This window comes from Limosilactobacillus sp. (assembly GCF_051873075.1).
Lineage (GTDB): Bacteria > Bacillota > Bacilli > Lactobacillales > Lactobacillaceae > Limosilactobacillus.
In genome coordinates this window covers 26,095-40,794 of record NZ_JBJEEM010000046.1, presented here as the reverse complement: position 1 = coordinate 40,794, position 14,700 = coordinate 26,095, and the positions used below count along the sequence as shown (strand labels likewise).

16 protein-coding genes are annotated in these 14,700 nt (G+C 49.7%); 10 read left to right on the top strand and 6 right to left on the bottom strand.

Annotated features, from left to right (window positions below; all coding sequences use genetic code 11):
- Window positions 1-247 precede the first annotated feature (247 nt).
- Complete coding sequence (locus tag ACI31J_RS05780; protein ID WP_439773487.1) at window positions 248-1,924, bottom strand: NFACT RNA binding domain-containing protein; 1,677 nt, start codon at window positions 1,922-1,924, stop codon at window positions 248-250.
- A gap of 210 nt (window positions 1,925-2,134) precedes the next feature.
- On the opposite strand from ACI31J_RS05780, the gene ACI31J_RS05775 reads away from it, so the two are divergent.
- Both ACI31J_RS05775 and ACI31J_RS05770 read left to right on the top strand, forming a co-directional pair.
- Window positions 2,135-3,010, top strand: coding sequence for a DegV family protein (locus ACI31J_RS05775; protein WP_439773486.1), 876 nt, complete (start codon window positions 2,135-2,137; stop codon window positions 3,008-3,010).
- A gap of 4 nt (window positions 3,011-3,014) precedes the next feature.
- Window positions 3,015-3,578, top strand: coding sequence for a hypothetical protein (locus ACI31J_RS05770; RefSeq protein WP_439773485.1), 564 nt, complete (start codon window positions 3,015-3,017; stop codon window positions 3,576-3,578).
- Window positions 3,579-3,624: 46 nt separating this feature from the next.
- Here the strand turns inward: ACI31J_RS05770 and ACI31J_RS05765 are convergent, their stop codons facing one another.
- Window positions 3,625-4,281 (bottom strand): HD domain-containing protein, encoded by a 657-nt coding sequence (locus ACI31J_RS05765; protein WP_439773484.1) that lies wholly within the window; start codon window positions 4,279-4,281, stop codon window positions 3,625-3,627.
- A gap of 71 nt (window positions 4,282-4,352) precedes the next feature.
- On the opposite strand from ACI31J_RS05765, the gene ACI31J_RS05760 reads away from it, so the two are divergent.
- A complete protein-coding gene (locus ACI31J_RS05760) occupies window positions 4,353-5,165 on the top strand; it encodes a glycosyltransferase family 8 protein (protein ID WP_439773483.1) in 813 nt (270 codons plus the stop codon).
- A gap of 120 nt (window positions 5,166-5,285) precedes the next feature.
- On the opposite strand, the gene ACI31J_RS05755 is transcribed toward ACI31J_RS05760, so the two are convergent.
- The gene (locus tag ACI31J_RS05755) at window positions 5,286-6,122 is read right to left on the bottom strand and encodes an alpha/beta hydrolase (RefSeq protein ID WP_439773482.1); all 837 of its coding nucleotides are present in this window, start codon (window positions 6,120-6,122) and stop codon (window positions 5,286-5,288) included.
- Between the two features lie 177 nt (window positions 6,123-6,299).
- Between ACI31J_RS05755 and ACI31J_RS05750 the strand changes: the two genes are divergently transcribed.
- From ACI31J_RS05750 to ACI31J_RS05740, 3 genes are all read left to right on the top strand, one after another.
- The gene (locus ACI31J_RS05750; RefSeq protein WP_439773481.1) at window positions 6,300-6,824 is read left to right on the top strand and encodes a GNAT family N-acetyltransferase; all 525 of its coding nucleotides are present in this window, start codon (window positions 6,300-6,302) and stop codon (window positions 6,822-6,824) included.
- A 120-nt stretch (window positions 6,825-6,944) separates the two neighbouring features.
- Window positions 6,945-7,649: an AzlC family ABC transporter permease gene (locus ACI31J_RS05745; protein WP_439773480.1), complete on the top strand. Its 705-nt coding sequence runs from the start codon at window positions 6,945-6,947 to the stop codon at window positions 7,647-7,649.
- Window positions 7,646-7,984, top strand: coding sequence for a branched-chain amino acid transporter permease (locus ACI31J_RS05740; protein ID WP_439773479.1), 339 nt, complete (start codon window positions 7,646-7,648; stop codon window positions 7,982-7,984). The genes ACI31J_RS05745 and ACI31J_RS05740 overlap by 4 nt, the downstream gene beginning before the upstream one ends.
- A 4-nt stretch (window positions 7,985-7,988) precedes the next feature.
- Here the strand turns inward: ACI31J_RS05740 and ACI31J_RS05735 are convergent, their stop codons facing one another.
- Window positions 7,989-8,870, bottom strand: a complete 882-nt coding sequence (locus tag ACI31J_RS05735) for a LysR family transcriptional regulator (protein WP_439773478.1) — start codon at window positions 8,868-8,870, stop codon at window positions 7,989-7,991.
- 43 nt (window positions 8,871-8,913) lie between these two features.
- Between ACI31J_RS05735 and ACI31J_RS05730 the strand changes: the two genes are divergently transcribed.
- The 3 genes from ACI31J_RS05730 to ACI31J_RS05720 all read left to right on the top strand — a co-directional run bounded on the left by ACI31J_RS05730 (window position 8,914) and on the right by ACI31J_RS05720 (window position 10,249).
- Window positions 8,914-9,390, top strand: coding sequence for a flavodoxin family protein (locus ACI31J_RS05730; protein WP_439773477.1), 477 nt, complete (start codon window positions 8,914-8,916; stop codon window positions 9,388-9,390).
- Between the two features lie 100 nt (window positions 9,391-9,490).
- The gene (locus ACI31J_RS05725; RefSeq protein WP_439773476.1) at window positions 9,491-9,907 is read left to right on the top strand and encodes a cupin domain-containing protein; all 417 of its coding nucleotides are present in this window, start codon (window positions 9,491-9,493) and stop codon (window positions 9,905-9,907) included.
- Between the two features lie 21 nt (window positions 9,908-9,928).
- A complete protein-coding gene (locus ACI31J_RS05720; protein ID WP_182596030.1) occupies window positions 9,929-10,249 on the top strand; it encodes a carboxymuconolactone decarboxylase family protein in 321 nt (106 codons plus the stop codon).
- Window positions 10,250-10,358: 109 nt separating this feature from the next.
- Here the strand turns inward: ACI31J_RS05720 and ACI31J_RS05715 are convergent, their stop codons facing one another.
- The gene (locus ACI31J_RS05715; RefSeq protein WP_439773475.1) at window positions 10,359-11,309 is read right to left on the bottom strand and encodes a diacylglycerol/lipid kinase family protein; all 951 of its coding nucleotides are present in this window, start codon (window positions 11,307-11,309) and stop codon (window positions 10,359-10,361) included.
- Window positions 11,310-11,483: 174 nt separating this feature from the next.
- On the opposite strand from ACI31J_RS05715, the gene recQ reads away from it, so the two are divergent.
- Window positions 11,484-13,277: a DNA helicase RecQ gene (recQ, locus tag ACI31J_RS05710; protein WP_439773474.1), complete on the top strand. Its 1,794-nt coding sequence runs from the start codon at window positions 11,484-11,486 to the stop codon at window positions 13,275-13,277.
- A 63-nt stretch (window positions 13,278-13,340) separates the two neighbouring features.
- Here recQ and ACI31J_RS05705 read toward each other — a convergent pair whose 3' ends face one another.
- Entirely contained in the window at window positions 13,341-14,495 is a 1,155-nt protein-coding gene (locus tag ACI31J_RS05705; protein ID WP_439773488.1) for an MFS transporter, read from the bottom strand.
- Between the last annotated feature and the right edge of the window lie 205 nt (window positions 14,496-14,700).

The following is a 14,700-nucleotide window of genomic DNA, read 5'->3' as shown; positions in this document are numbered from 1 at the left end:
ATTGGATCCAGATAATTTAATGCAAAGTTGAAATTTACTTTAACTAAAATAAAACAAAAAAATTAAAAAGAAATCCCCCCAAAAAACAATTGCTCTATAGACCAATCACTCATGAAACACTTGTAGCAATCTAAAAATTACGTGTTACAAAATCCAACAATTAAAGTAAACTAAAACGTCTCCGGTAATAACCATGAGTCATTACCAGAAACGTTCATTTTTCAGTAGTTTTTGGATTCTTCTAATTCTAAAGCTTATGCGGCGTCACGTACAAAGTTTTCTGACCTCTAAATATTACAAAGCCAGGCTTAGCACCATTCGGCTTGTGGAGCCGCTTGACCGGCAGGTAGTCGACCGGAACATTGTCCGAATCACGGCCCTTGGAGAAGTAAGCCGCGAGCTGGGCCGCCTCCAGGATGGTCTGCTCGCTCGGGTCGGTCGAGCGGATCACAACATGGGAGCCGGGGATGTCCTTGACGTGGAGCCAGATTTCGTTCTTATTGGCAATCTTGAAACTCAGCCGGTCGTTCTGCAGGTTATTCTTACCGACCATCACCAGGGTGCCATCACTGGTGTGGAACTGCTCAGGCTTGCTGAGGCGGACCTTGCGCTGCTTCTTACTCTTCTGCTTTTTGCCCTTGATATAGCCCTGCTGTTGCAATTCCAGCCTAATCTCCTGGATGTCAGCAGGTTCAGCCATGTCGATCTGGTTCTGAATGTTTTCAAAGTAGGCGATCTCATCATTGGTCAGCTTCATCTGTTCGTTGACATGGGCAACGGAGGCCTTCAACTTATCGTACTTGGTGAAGTACTTCTGAGCGTTACGCGATGGTGACAGCTCTGGGGCCAACTCGATCTTCAGTGGCTTGTTATCGTCATAGAAGTTTGGGAGGGTAATCTCCTTCATGCCGGGCTTGAGCTTGCCAAGGTAGGTTGTCAAAATCTCCCCCCGGATCCGATAACGGTCGGCAGCATCCGCGTCTGCCAGCTGCTGATTAAACTTCTTAACCTTCCGGCGATCTTTCTTCAACTCATTTTTGATAACTTTGATGACTTGCCCGGCCAACTCTTTTGAGCGGTCTTGCTGGGCTTTTTGTGCGTAATAGTTATCCAACATTTCAGAGAGGGTCGGGTAATGCTGCAGAGAGTCCGCTTCGGCATTTAACGGCGGGAAAGCCATGAACGACTTGCGCTTACCATTGATAATTACTGGATCTGGGGAATCAAACTGTTGAATAAACTGCTGGTAGGTCGTCGGCAGGTGGTCACTGGCGAGCAGGCGGTCAGCAAGATCCCGGGCCGTATCGGTGCCCAGACCTTCATAACCCTGCTGAAGCTGGTGGGCCAATTCTCGCGGATCCTGATACTGCTTGATCAGATCGCTGTAAAGCTGGTTGGGCAGGTAGGGATTGAGCTTATCCTGCTTGGGCGGCATGACGAAGGTTGCCCCCGGCAGCAGTAGCCGCACCCGGTTCTGATCCGAACCGACGTGTTTGATCGTATCGATGATCTTTCCGGTCTTATTGTTGACCAGTGAAATGTTACTGTGCCGGGCCATGATTTCGCTAACCAGAACTAACTGCTGGCTATCACCTAGTTCATCGCGAGTATCAAAGGTCAGCTTGATGATCCGGTCGTTGCCAACTTGTTCAATCGAATGCAGGATGGCTCCCTCGAGATATTTGCGAAGGGTCATCGTGAAGTTGGTGGGGACCGCCGGGTTGCTGTAGGGGATCGTGGTGATCTGAATCCGCGGGTAGGTTGGGTTGGCCGAAAGCAGGAGGGCGTGGTTGTGCCGGTGCGCCCGGATGGTAATGATCAGTTCGGCCGGATAAGGCTGGCTTACCCGGGCCACCCGCCCGGTGGTTAGTGTTTGGTCTAGTTCATGCACCATTGCATGGGTAAAAAAGCCGTCAAAGGACATGCAAAGCGCTCCTTTCATTGATATAACGTTCAAAATCGTGCAAGATCTATTATACCGTTTTTCCATTCATGCGAACAAGTTTAAGGGTTTGTCTATCAAAATAAGTTGGTTTATGCTTTGGCATGTGGTATGCTTCTTATATTATGTGGATTTTTATCCACTTCAAAGCAATTATTATTAAAATCATCAATAAAAATGGAGGACGATACAATGAAAATTGCTGTTGTAACCGACAGCACCGCCTACCTTACTCCAGAAGAGGCGGCCGCCAATCATATTCACGTTGTCCCAATTCCATTCGTTGTGGACGGTAAGAGTTACCGCGAAGGCGTTGATATCACAACCGAAGAGTTTTACCATCTCCTGAAGACTTCCAGTACCTTCCCTAGTACCTCTCAGCCTTCGATCGGTGAAATGATGGAACTTTACCAAAAGTTGGCCGATGAAGGTTACGATGCCGTTATCAGTATTCACCTGGCGAAGTCAATCTCCGGTTTCTTGAACAACATCACGCAGATCGCGGATGAAATGAAGGACACCATCAAGATTGTCCCATTTGATAGTCAAATCACGGTCAAGCTGATGGGCTACTTGGCAATTCAGGCGGCGCAACTGGTGGAAGCCGGTGAGGACCTGGATACCATTATCACTAAGCTGACCCAATTGCGGGACACGATTAACGAAGTCTTCGTAGTTGATGACCTGCAAAACCTTGTCCGAGGGGGCCGGCTTTCCAATGCCTCCGCATTTGTGGGTTCTATCTTAAAGATTAAGCCATTGCTGAGCTTCCATAATGAACACCACGCCATTGAGGCCTTTGAAAAGGTTCGTTCGATGAAAAAGGCTAAGCTACGCTGCGAACAGATCTTCAAGGAAGACCTTGCTAAGCTCGATTACCCAGTTCGGGGAATTGTCTTCCACGCTAACGCGGAGGAGGCTGGCCAAAAGTGGCTGGAAAAACTGCAGGGGGACTTCCCAGATATTAAGTTTGAGCTGAGTTACTTTGGCCCCGTTATCGGTACCCACCTTGGTGAAGGCGCCCTGGCCCTCGCTTGGATGCAGGATACTGATAAGAAGCCGCTTTAAGATCATGCGGATAAATAGTAAATCGGTAACCCTGGCAGTGGTGGCGGTAGTACTAATGGTGCTCGCCGGCTTCGTCAGTGCCCGCTTTATTCTGCCAACAGGAGTCTTCGTTGCTCCATGGGCTGGCATTATCAGCTTAGCAGTCCTGCTAGCCGCAGGGACGGGCTGGGCCATTTTGACTACCGTTTTGGCACTGATCATCATGTTCATATTTGGGACTGCCGGGTGGGCAACTGTAATTGACATCTTGCTAACGGTTGCTTTACTGGCCTGGCTGATTGGTTGGCAATTGCCGCGTGACCAGGGCGTCACTCACCAACAGCTGATTTTTCTCGGCCTTGTTGCCGGTTTGGTGCAACTGGTCCTGATCGAGGGTAGTCTGGCGATCGCTGGTTGGCTGTTCGACGGTCAGGGAGCTACTGTATGGGCTTTTGTCCAGCTGGGGTTCTCCACCAGCATTCTGACCGCTTTGCTTTACGCAGTGTTGACTCCGTTGCTGGCGATCGCCGTTCGGTGGCTTTGGCAGCATTGGGTCACCTCAACTGACCATAATGATTCCGAAAAATAAGTAAAACCGTCTTGCTAGTATTTTTGCTAGCAAGGCGGTTTTTGCGTTACCGTTCAGCCTTCCATTCAGCTTTGAATTCATCCAAGAAGTCTAGCATGACCTGCTGTCGGTGTTCGGCGATTTGGCGGGCAGTCTTAGTCTGGAGCATGTCCTTTAGTTTAAGGATCTTCTCGTAGAAGTGGTTGATGATCGTCTCATCGGCGAGGTTACGGTATTCTTCCCGACTCATGTTCTGGCGGGGCTTAACCGCTGGATCATAAATCTTCTCGTGGTGGGCACCCCCGTAGTAGACGGCCCGGGTGATGCCAAGGGCACCGATTGCATCCAGCCAGTCAGCGTCCCGGACAATTTTGCCAATCGGGGAGAGCTGAATCTCTTCGCCGTCGAGGGTATGGGCAAAGGAAATGTTGCTGATCACATCCATGACGGTAGCGATCTCCGTAGTGGTGAAGTCATGATCTACTAGATAGTCGTTAAGCTCCTGCTTGGCAGCGGGGATACTGGCGACCAGCTTTTCGTCGATTGTATCGTGGAGGTAGGCGGCCACGACCGGCAGGAATGGATCGATCCCCTCGCCAATGGCCAACCGCCGGGCCATTTTGACGACCCGATTGATGTGGTCCATGCCGTGTCCGGTTTTATCCTGGCCGAGCTTCTCAATAGTGTATTGTTTAACTGCGACAATTTGCTCTTCTTGCTTCATAATGATTCTCCGTTCCTAAATTCATTTAGCCGGTTCTGTTATAATAAGACAATATGAGGAGGACCGTTGAAATGAACTTACTATTCTCAATTGATGATCATTATACTACACAGTTAGCGACCGTATTGCTGTCAATTAAGGTCAATACTAAGGCCCAGAATTTCGATGTCTACGTGATCCAAAAGGAGCCGCTACAGCAGGGGCCTAAACTGGCTGATTTTTGTCAACAACTGGGGATGACCTACCACCCCGTGATGGTGAAGAACGAGATGTTTAAGGATGCCCCCGTCACCGATCGTTACCCAACGACGATCTATTACCGTCTTCTGGCGCACAAACTTCTACCCGATAATCTCCATCAGATTCTCTACTTGGATGCCGACGTGCTCTGCATTAACGACCTGACCAGTCTATATGAGACTAACTTGACGAATTATCTTTACGCCTCTGCCATCCATACCGGTTTGACAAATACAACCGAGGTAATTAACAAGATCCGTCTCCAGAACTTCGATGCCGACGGTTACTACAACTCTGGAGTTTTACTGATGAACCTGGATGCCATTCGGCAACGGGTCCGCCCGCAGGATATTTTCAAATACATCCGGGAACATATCCTGTTGCTGCCCGACCAGGACGTGCTTAACGCTCTTTATGGCAAGAACATCAAATCCGTTCCTGATCAGCTCTATAACTATGACACACGTAAGGGACAGATTTATGAAACCATCTCGTTTGGCGAATGGACAACTGACTGGGTAATTAAGAATACGGTCATTCTGCATTATTGTGGACGTGATAAGCCCTGGCTGGTGAAGAAAAATTCGGGACGTTATACGGCTCTATATAAGCATTACTTCCACATTGCCCAACGGATACTATGATTAACCAGTAGTATCGATGAGCTTTCCGGCAATTAACCCGGAAATTTTCCGAAGCAAAAAGCATTCAACCAGCTTAAGTTGAATGCTTTTTTTTGATTGTATCAAATGTCATGCTGTCAATTATTTACCCCAGAAGAATTGGATAAGGACCTTGTTAACCTGCGGGTTGTGGTGAAGGAGCTCGTGCTTGGCATTGGCACCGGTAATCTTCTTTTCAGCATAGGACTTTGCGCGACCGTTGAGTAGGTACTTCAACGTTTTGCTAGAATTGTTGGTAACTTGACTATCGTTGCCATTACCCAGGTCACCGTAGATATTCAAAACTCGCGTCTGGCGAGGGTAGGTTTGGCGCAACGGCAGGAGCTTCTGGTAGGTGTCGTTCATCTTATTGGGCTTACCCGTCTTGGCATTGATGGTCAGATCAGCGGGTTCGTTCCAGCCCATCGCCCCATCGAAGGTTCCGGCCATGGCCACCTGTTTCTGGAGCTGGGGGAGCTTCTTGTTCTGGCAATTGTTGAGCAGATAGTACATTACCGCCATGTTTCCCATCGAGTGGGCTTCGATGTTCATCTTCTTGAAATGATAGGTGTCCTGAAGCTTGACGACGACGTTCTTGACCCATTGTCCCTGGAGGTCATAGTCGGAGTTACGGCTATTTTCAAAATTGACCTCGACCAGGGGATTGATTGCCCCCTTTGGAATACGGCCTTGTAAGGTAACCTGACCATCTGCCGCCACGTTGGCAACAATCGCGGTCTTGCTGACGCCAGCCTTCATGATATTATCAACCATGTACTGTTCCGCATGGGCACTGCTACCAAAACCATGGAAAAAGATGGTTGGGGTGGTCGATTGAACATATTTTTTCGATAACGCTTGGGCATGACCCGAAGTTGCAGGAACCAGCACCAGGAGAAGCGTCAGTAGCGACAGGATCAGCCAACGGAATTTACGCATTGTTTCATTACCTTCTTTTAACTATACATTGATTCCATCATAGCATTTTACGTTACGGACGGACAGATAAATCTTGGGACTAAATGCTTGTCAGTTAGAATTGAAGTGTGTTACATTATTCAAAGCTGTTTTCAATGATTGTAAACATAAATCTAACCATGAAGGGATGATAGCCCAATGCAAATTAAGCAAGCAACGATGAATGACTTAGACCAGATTATTGAGATCCTGCGCGACGGTCGCGACCAACTGGCTTCCCAGGGGATCGATCAGTGGCAGGGGGACTACCCAAATGTTGAGCACGTCAAGGAAGATATCAATAATGGCTGGGCCTACCTGGTACAGTCAGGTGATGATGAGACGGTCGGTGCATTGTCAATTGTCGAAGCACCAGACCACTCCTACGACGAACTGCAAGGTGACTGGCTGATCGATACTGACAAGTACGTGGTTATTCACCGGGTCGCTATCCACTCTAACCACGCTGGCAAGGGTTATGCATCAGCATTGTTTACCAATGTGATTGACTACATCAAGCAGAACCGTAAGGAGATCAAAACGATCCGGATTGATACGCATGAGGATAACAAAATCATGCAGCACCTGATTACCAAGAATGGCTTTACCAAGGTCGGCGAATTGCACGGTGTTTACCGGCCAAGCGAAATTTCTTATGTCTACGCTCTGTTGACTGGAAACTAGAATTGAAGATGATCGGCGTCTCACCCTAAGCGGGCGAGACGCTTTTTTCTTGCCCAGCTGGTGCCGACTATTGTGGTCTGATAGAATGAAGTTATCACTTTGATTGGGAGGATTGAAAAAGTGAAAAATAAAAATTGGGGAAATTTCCGCTTTGCCCTGACCGCTTCTAGTCCGGTCTTTTTAGGCTACGTTATTTTGGGACTAGGCTACGGATTGTATATGCACAATTTGGGTTTCTCGTTCTGGTATCCGACACTGATGGCGGCGACGATCTATGGGGGATCAGTCGAATTCATCATCGCAACTTTGCTGCTACAGCAGTTCAATCCGCTCAACGTCCTGCTGATCACTGCGGTGGTGGGCTTCCGACAGTTTTTCTATGGCATCTCGATGCTCACCAAGTACCACCAGCACGGCTGGCGAAAGTTTTTATTGCTGTTTGGATTAACTGATGAAACCTTTGTCATCAACTACAGCTTGAAGGTGCCTGCCGGATATGACAAGCAGACAATCCAAGTTTGGATCAGTCTTTTAGATTATTTCTACTGGGTACTTGGTGCCTTTCTCGGCGGTTTCTTGGGCAGTACCCTTAACCTGCAAATCAAAGGCCTCGATTTCGTGATGACAGCCCTATTTATCGTCCTGGCGCTTGAGCAATTTATGCAGGAGAAGCACCACATCAGTTCCCTGAGTGGGGTAGCAATTACGCTTGTTTGCCTATTGCTCTTCGGTAAGACCTACTTCTTGGTTGCAGCGCTTCTAATCTTGGTGGGTGAATACTACTTTCTTTACCGCCGTTGCCAGAAAGCGGGTGAAGAGGCATGAGTTTACTACAACAGATAATAACCATCGCCATTGCGGCTGTTACCAATTTTGTCACGCGCTGGCTGCCGTTTGCGATCTTCACCAATAATAAGAAAGCCGAGCCGGAGCCGGCACCATTTATCAAGGGACTCGGGGCCTTTTTGCCAGCAGCCATTATGGGGATGCTGGTAGTATATTGCTATCGCAACATTAACCTGCTGGCAGGAAACCACGGCCTTCCTGATTTGATTGCGGGTATCATCACAGTGGCTGTTCACCTGTGGCGGCGCAGCATGTTCCTCTCACTGATTGTGGGGACCATCAGCTACATCATCTTGATTAACTTTGTTTTCTAAAATGCTAATGGCAATGGTCGGCCACAAACTGCAAGAAGTGTTCTGCTGCACTGGATAGCTGCCGGTTCTTTTTCCAAACCAGGACATGGCCAGTAGTCGTTGTCGGTGAGAATGGCACAAAGGCCAGTTTGGGGTCCTGAAAGACGTCAGTAACCCCCTTGATTCCCAATCCGTAGTAATGTCCTGTTCGAATTAATTCCATAACGTTGCTTGGCTGGGTATTGCTGGCCCGGATGTTGAGCTTTCGCTGATCAAGCTTAAGAATATCACTGACCTCATCGCGGATGATGTTCCGGTGGGGGATAATCAGGGGAAGCTTATAGAGGTCTTCACGCGTAAAGAAGGGCTTTTGAGCCAGAGAATCGTCAGCCCGCAGAATGATGCCCCACTGTTCGCGACTTGGCAGGACCAGGAAGTTATATTTAGCAGCCTCGACCGGTTCGAGCAGGCAGGCCAGTTCCGTGGCGGCTTCGTCGAGCTGGCGACGAAGGTAGTCTCCATCGCCGTCAAAGATATTGAATTGCACCGCTGGATGTTGTTGTTGGAACTGGTCAATGAGGTTCATAGTAAAGGGCGAAACGCTGGAAACGACACATTCCAGGTTAATGGTTCCGCTCAATTCATTGTAGTTCTGCTTGTGGAGCTCATCTTTGGTCTGGTCGAGCAGCTGAACCAGGGTTGTGGCGCGGCGTTGGAAGACGACCCCTGCCTGGGTTAATTCCATTCGCCGCTGCCGGCGGTCAAAGAGAGTAACGCCGAGTTCTTTTTCCAGGTCCATGATCTGGCGGGAGAGCGTTGGCTGGGTGATGTGGAGTTGCTTGGCCGCCTTTGTGATATTATTGATTTGTGCGACCGCTAGGAAGTATTTAATGACGCGAGTATCCATGATAATTGATCCTCCAATTAATCTAAATAAGGAAGTGCGCTAAATGGCAAAGCAAGCATTGATTTTATATTATTCACAGTTTGGCACGACGGCCAAGGTAGCTAGTCAAATTCACCAGTTAACCGATGCCGACATTTTGCGGATCCAGGTCGCCGACCAGACCTTCCCTGATGATATGACCGCTACTGACAAGATCTATAAAAGACAGCGGACAAGTGGGCGATTGCCTCAGATTGTCACCAAGCTGCCAAAGCTGGACTACTACGATGCAATCTTGATCGGTGGCCCGGTCTGGGACGGCCAGCTTTCCTCGCCGATCATGCAGCTCTTAAAGCAATTGCAGGGGTATTCAGGTGTTGTGGCCCCATTTAGTACCGGGTGGAGCGATACTGGCAATTACCAGCAAGACTTTGTGGCTCACGCGGGGAAGCTGCACGTGACGTCCGGCTACCACGTTCTGACTCATGCTACGCCGCATTTTGCGGTGCCGACGTTAGCTTCGTGGTTGCGGAAACTATAATTCAGATTGTGAATAGGTGGTTCTTTATAATAAGCATTTAACATTAGACATTTTATCCCTTATATTAAGGGTAATCAATAAGACAAGGAAGTGCTTAACAATGGCAAAGAATGAAGAAGCAGTAAAGAACGACTTGTTTGGCTTTGGTGACAAGAACGTTGCCTTCGCCAAGTACTTTATCGGTACCAGCTATCTGAATGGACTGGTCAGTCCCGATGACAACATTGACGTCAACGTTTCCAACGTCAACTTCGAACCCGGCTGCCGCAATGATTGGCACATCCACCATAATGGCTACCAAATTCTCCTGGTAACGGCCGGTGAAGGCTGGTATCAAGAAGAGGGCAAGCCAGCGCAACTGCTGAAGCCAGGTGACGTTGTGGCTATTCACGAAGGGGTCAAGCACTGGCATGGTGCCACCAAGGATTCCTGGTTCTCCCACATTGCGATTACCAAGGGAACCAGTGAATGGTGTGAAAAGGTAACCGATGACTACTACGACCAGCTTGGTAAGTAAACAGGAAAGGATCTGATAAAAATGGCAAAGAAGCAAACTGCAGGTCGCGATCAATTGGGTGACTTTGCCCCTAAGTTCGCTGAATTAAACGACGATGTTCTATTTGGCCAGGTTTGGTCCCGGGAAAAGGAACTCAGCCCACGTGACCGGAGCTTCCTGACGGTAACGGCCCTGATCACCAAGGGTGCCTTTGAACAGCTGCCATACCATATGCAGACAGCTAAGAAGAACGGCATCACAAAGGAAGAGATTGCCGAAATGATTACCCAACTGGCATTCTACGTGGGTTGGCCAAATGCCTGGTCTGCCTTCAACGTTGCCAAAAAGGTTTGGGACGACTAATACTTTTATATGTAATCAAAGCTGGGTTGAACTGGGAACCGTTGACTCAGCCTTTTTTGGCTTAAATATATAAATAATGCTCGGGAACCTGATTGGTCACCGGGCTTTTTTAAGGATGTAAATTCTGCGGTCGTTGCCAGAATGGATAACTACGGCAATCGATTGTAAGGTCAAAGGCATGTTTGCCGGGTTCCACGCCGTCGATCTGTCCGTACTGGGCCGGAGAGATTCGGTAGCGCAATTGTTGGCCGTGCAAGAGGTAGGCATAACGAGATGCGGTCAGCCGGCCGCTGGCAAACATCAGCATTGACCAGATTAGAGTGAGCCAATGCCGCTTTTCGACCACCACCAGTTCCAATTGTTTCTTATCGACACGCTGGTCCGGGGCAATCCGAATGCCGCCGCCAATGTAGGGGTGGTTGCTGGCTACCAGGAGAAAGGCCCGGGAGAACTTTCGCAATTGCTTCCCATCTTGGACCCAGACCGAGAAAGTCGGCTGGGTGAAGAGGACGTGGAGCGCTTTAAAGATGTAAGAGAAGGTCCCCAGGTGGTGATGATTAAGGAAGTCCTTAGCCCGGGAATTATTGGTGGCATGCACGATTGCAGCATCAAAACCGATTCCGAAGTTGTTAATGAAGATCCCGCTTTGTTGCCGACGTAAATCCCGATAATGCCCAATATTGATGGTATGGGGGTGCCGGTTGATAAGAATTTGCTGCAGGGCCTGGGCCGGGTTAGTTGAAATCCCGTAGCCCCGGGCAAAATCATTTCCCGTTCCCGCAGGAATATAGGCCACCGGCAGTAGCTTTTCCTGCGGGCTCTCTATGAGACCGGTGATGGCTTCGTGGAGGGTGCCATCGCCGCCTACCACGATCAGACAGTCGAGGTCGGAACGCTGGGCCGCCTGCATTGCTAGGTCACGAGGCTGTCCAGCATGTCGACTGATGACGTGGTCAAATTGGCCCTGCGGACTATCAGTAAGCAGGGGGATGAGTTGTTGCCAGACCAGTTTGCCCTTGCCACCACCGGCACAGGGGTTGACTAGAAAAAGATACTTCAATAGTTGTCCTCCTTTTTCGCAATTAACGATTACCATTATACCGCACGACCAGAAAGCTCACACGATGTTATGCGTCGGCACTGCGATGTAGTATGATAAACAAGGGAAATTAATGGCAACTGCCGCCTTTTCCGTATTAAACTAATAGCAGTCTTAAAATGAGAGGGGAATAACGTGGCAACACCAATCGACATCCTACACACTAACTTTGGTTTTGATCATTTTCGTGACGGGCAGGAACAGGTCATCACCCAGGTTCTCAACCACCAGAATACCCTTGCCGTCATGCCGACCGGGGGTGGAAAGTCTTTGTGCTATCAGATTCCGGCACTGATCAATCCAGGAGTGACAATTGTTGTCTCGCCCCTACTTTCCCTGATGAAGGACCAGGTGGACTCTCTGCGTCAAAACGGAATTGCCGCTGCCGCGCTTAACAGCACCACGCCGCGTGAAGAGGTCAACCCGATTTTACGCAGTGCCTATAATGGAGAAACCAAGTTGCTGTACGTTACCCCCGAACGGCTGGCGATGGACTACTTCCAGTACCAGCTGAGTTTTCTCAATATCAACCTCGTGGCGATCGACGAAGCGCACTGTATCTCCCAATGGGGGCATGATTTTCGCCCGGCCTATCGCCAGCTCTACGCAGCTATTCAACGGCTCAAAACGAGCCCGACTATCCTGGCTCTTACGGCAACTGCTACCCCGCAGGTTCAGGCAGACATTGGAGAACAGCTGATGATCCCCCGGGAAAGCTTTGTCATTACCAGCTTTGCCCGTCCCAATATCAGCTTCCGGGTAGCTCATCCGCGGGGCAGTACCAGGCAATACATTATTAAATACCTTGCGGCGCACCAGCAAGAGGCGGGGATCATCTATGCCAACACGCGCAAACGGGTGGAATCTTTAACTAGCTTTCTCAACGAACGGGGGATCAACGCGGCAATGTATCACGCGGGGATGTCCCCGGAAGACCGTTCTCAGGTGCAAGACGACTTCCAATTTGACCGGGTGCCGGTGATCGTGGCCACCAATGCTTTTGGAATGGGGATTGATAAGAGTAACGTCCGCTTTGTCCTGCACGCCACCAGCGCCAAGAACATGGAGTCCTATTACCAGGAAGCTGGACGGGCCGGTCGTGATGGCTTGCCAAGCGAGGCGGTGATGCTCTACCATGCCAACGACATCCAGCAGTACCGCTGGTTCATTGATCAATCAACTGCCGATGACCAATACCGGGAAGTTCAATACGAGAAACTGCAGGCAGTTACGGAATATGCTAATAATCCGCGTTGCTTGCAGCAACAATTGGTCGAATACTTCGGCCAGACCTGCGAACCCTGTGGGCATTGCAGTAATTGTACCGATGACCGGCAACTAGAGGATATCACCGCCACCGCAAAAGAAGTTATTGCGACCGTCAATGAGTTGCACGGCCGTTTCGGCAAGTCCCTAGTTGCCAAGGTGGCGACAGGTTCCCATGACCAGCGGGTCCGTCAGCTTCATGCTGACCGACTCGACCACTACGGCGTACTCAAACTTTCTCAGCAAGCAGCCGGAAGCCTAGTGGATTACCTGGTCGCTACCGGCTTTCTCGAACTTGAAGGCGGCCAGTTTCCGGTGGTCAAGGTTAGCCAGGCCGGCTGGCAAGTGCTAGCGGGCCACGCTAAGGTCCAACGCCGGATTGAACCGCAACCAAGCAAGGCAGCAACTAAGATTGTGGAGACTCCTGAGCAGGCCGCCTTGTTTGAACGCCTCCGCGGTCGCCGCCGAGAGCTTGCCGCCGATCAGGGGGTTCCACCATTTATGATTTTTTCAGACCGCACCCTTCACGACATGGCCCGCTTGCAGCCCCAGACCTCTGCAGAGTTTCTGGAAGTCAACGGGGTCGGTCAGGCCAAACTCAAGAAGTACGGCCAGGTAATGATGGATGAGATTAGTGCCTATTTGGCTGGAAAAGATGATTAGTAAATAAGCCGCATCTGCAATCCCCTGATTAAGGGATATCGCAAATGCGGCTTTTGTTATACGTTAATTTTCTGTTTTTACCAGCATCATCGTGCAGATGACTCCAACGAGAGCGAAGAGGGCGCCCACGTAGCCGATTTGACTAACCGGAACAAAGCTAACACTGATTGCGGCTACCAGCGAACCAACCGAGACACCAATGTTGGTGCAGATCGGATTAAGGGAGGAGGCCAGGCTCATCGCTGCTGGATGATCACGCTCGGCAACGTTGAGGAACATCACCTGAAGGATCGACCCAGGCATTCCTAAGACAAAGCAGATCAGGCACAACAGGACGATCCCGAGCCAAGAAAGGTGGAAAGCACTACCCATCAGCAGCAGAAGGACCAGGCAAGCGGTGCTAATCACCGGCATCTTCCCTATTCCGTAGCGGCTGGAGATGATTCCAGCACAAGTGTTGCCGATAATGAACATTACCCCGATCAGTCCCAACAGCCAATTGAGCTGACTGGCACTGAACCCGAGGACGTCTGTGATGATCGGCCGAATATACGTATAGAAGGTGTATTCGGCGGCCATCAGCGTGATCATCGCAATCACACCCAAGCAAATGCGGCGATCAGTCATTAGCTGCAGCTGGTTTTTGATTGAACCGGTGACCTGGCTGGTTCCCCGCGGCACCAGCCAGTATAAGCCAACCCCGATGATGATCGTCAATACTGAAATCACCAGGAAACTGATGTGCCATGACGAGAGCATGCTGATGGTGGTTCCGATCGGCACCCCAATGATAGTTGCCGTGCTGAAGCCAGCAAAGACGGTGGCCACCAGCATTGACCGTTTCTCCAGCGGGGCAATCACGCTGACAAAGACCAGGATCAACGAAATGATCGTCCCGGCCACCGCTGCCGTGATGATCCGGGAAATGAAGAGCAAGGGAAGACTTGGGGCCAGTGCTGTCATAGTATTACCAAGCCAGAAGATCACCAGCATGGTCATCAGGACCTTGAACCGGTCGTACTTGCTCGTGATTGTGGTCAATATTGGGGTACAGATTGCGTAGGTGACGGCGAAGACCGTGACCAATAGCCCCACGGTAGACAATGAGGCGTGATAGCTTTTGGCAATATTCGAGATCACCCCGACAACCATAAATTCATTGCAGCCAAGCAGAAAGGCTGTCAGAACAAAGAAAAGGCTCTGCAAACGATACTTCATATTCAATTATTTCAATCCCTTCTTCAAGCAGATATGCGATAAGTTTAGTTAAGGCACGTTTTGTTTGAGGGGACAAAATGGGGAAATGCTTCTAAAACCCCGGAACTGTATATAATATTCCTTTCATCATTATACAACCGTTCATTCGTCATTAAAACGTTTTATTCGAATGCTGAAAAAAAGGCCACCCGGATTCTAGCGGGTG

Bases quoted from the DNA above. Each gene is read 5' to 3' on its own strand.
- ACI31J_RS05770 (WP_439773485.1), top strand. From the start codon at position 3,015: ATGCGGATAAATAGTAAATCGGTAACCCTGGCAGTGGTGGCGGTAGTA.
- ACI31J_RS05750 (WP_439773481.1), top strand. From the start codon at position 6,300: ATGCAAATTAAGCAAGCAACGATGAATGACTTAGACCAGATTATTGAG.
- ACI31J_RS05705 (WP_439773488.1), bottom strand. From the start codon at position 14,495: ATGAAGTATCGTTTGCAGAGCCTTTTCTTTGTTCTGACAGCCTTTCTG.
- ACI31J_RS05765 (WP_439773484.1), bottom strand. From the start codon at position 4,281: ATGAAGCAAGAAGAGCAAATTGTCGCAGTTAAACAATACACTATTGAG.
- ACI31J_RS05735 (WP_439773478.1), bottom strand. From the start codon at position 8,870: ATGGATACTCGCGTCATTAAATACTTCCTAGCGGTCGCACAAATCAAT.
- ACI31J_RS05740 (WP_439773479.1), top strand. From the start codon at position 7,646: ATGAGTTTACTACAACAGATAATAACCATCGCCATTGCGGCTGTTACC.
- ACI31J_RS05780 (WP_439773487.1), bottom strand. From the start codon at position 1,924: ATGTCCTTTGACGGCTTTTTTACCCATGCAATGGTGCATGAACTAGAC.
- ACI31J_RS05755 (WP_439773482.1), bottom strand. From the start codon at position 6,122: ATGCGTAAATTCCGTTGGCTGATCCTGTCGCTACTGACGCTTCTCCTG.
- ACI31J_RS05725 (WP_439773476.1), top strand. From the start codon at position 9,491: ATGGCAAAGAATGAAGAAGCAGTAAAGAACGACTTGTTTGGCTTTGGT.
- ACI31J_RS05760 (WP_439773483.1), top strand. From the start codon at position 4,353: ATGAACTTACTATTCTCAATTGATGATCATTATACTACACAGTTAGCG.
- ACI31J_RS05730 (WP_439773477.1), top strand. From the start codon at position 8,914: ATGGCAAAGCAAGCATTGATTTTATATTATTCACAGTTTGGCACGACG.
- ACI31J_RS05720 (WP_182596030.1), top strand. From the start codon at position 9,929: ATGGCAAAGAAGCAAACTGCAGGTCGCGATCAATTGGGTGACTTTGCC.
- ACI31J_RS05775 (WP_439773486.1), top strand. From the start codon at position 2,135: ATGAAAATTGCTGTTGTAACCGACAGCACCGCCTACCTTACTCCAGAA.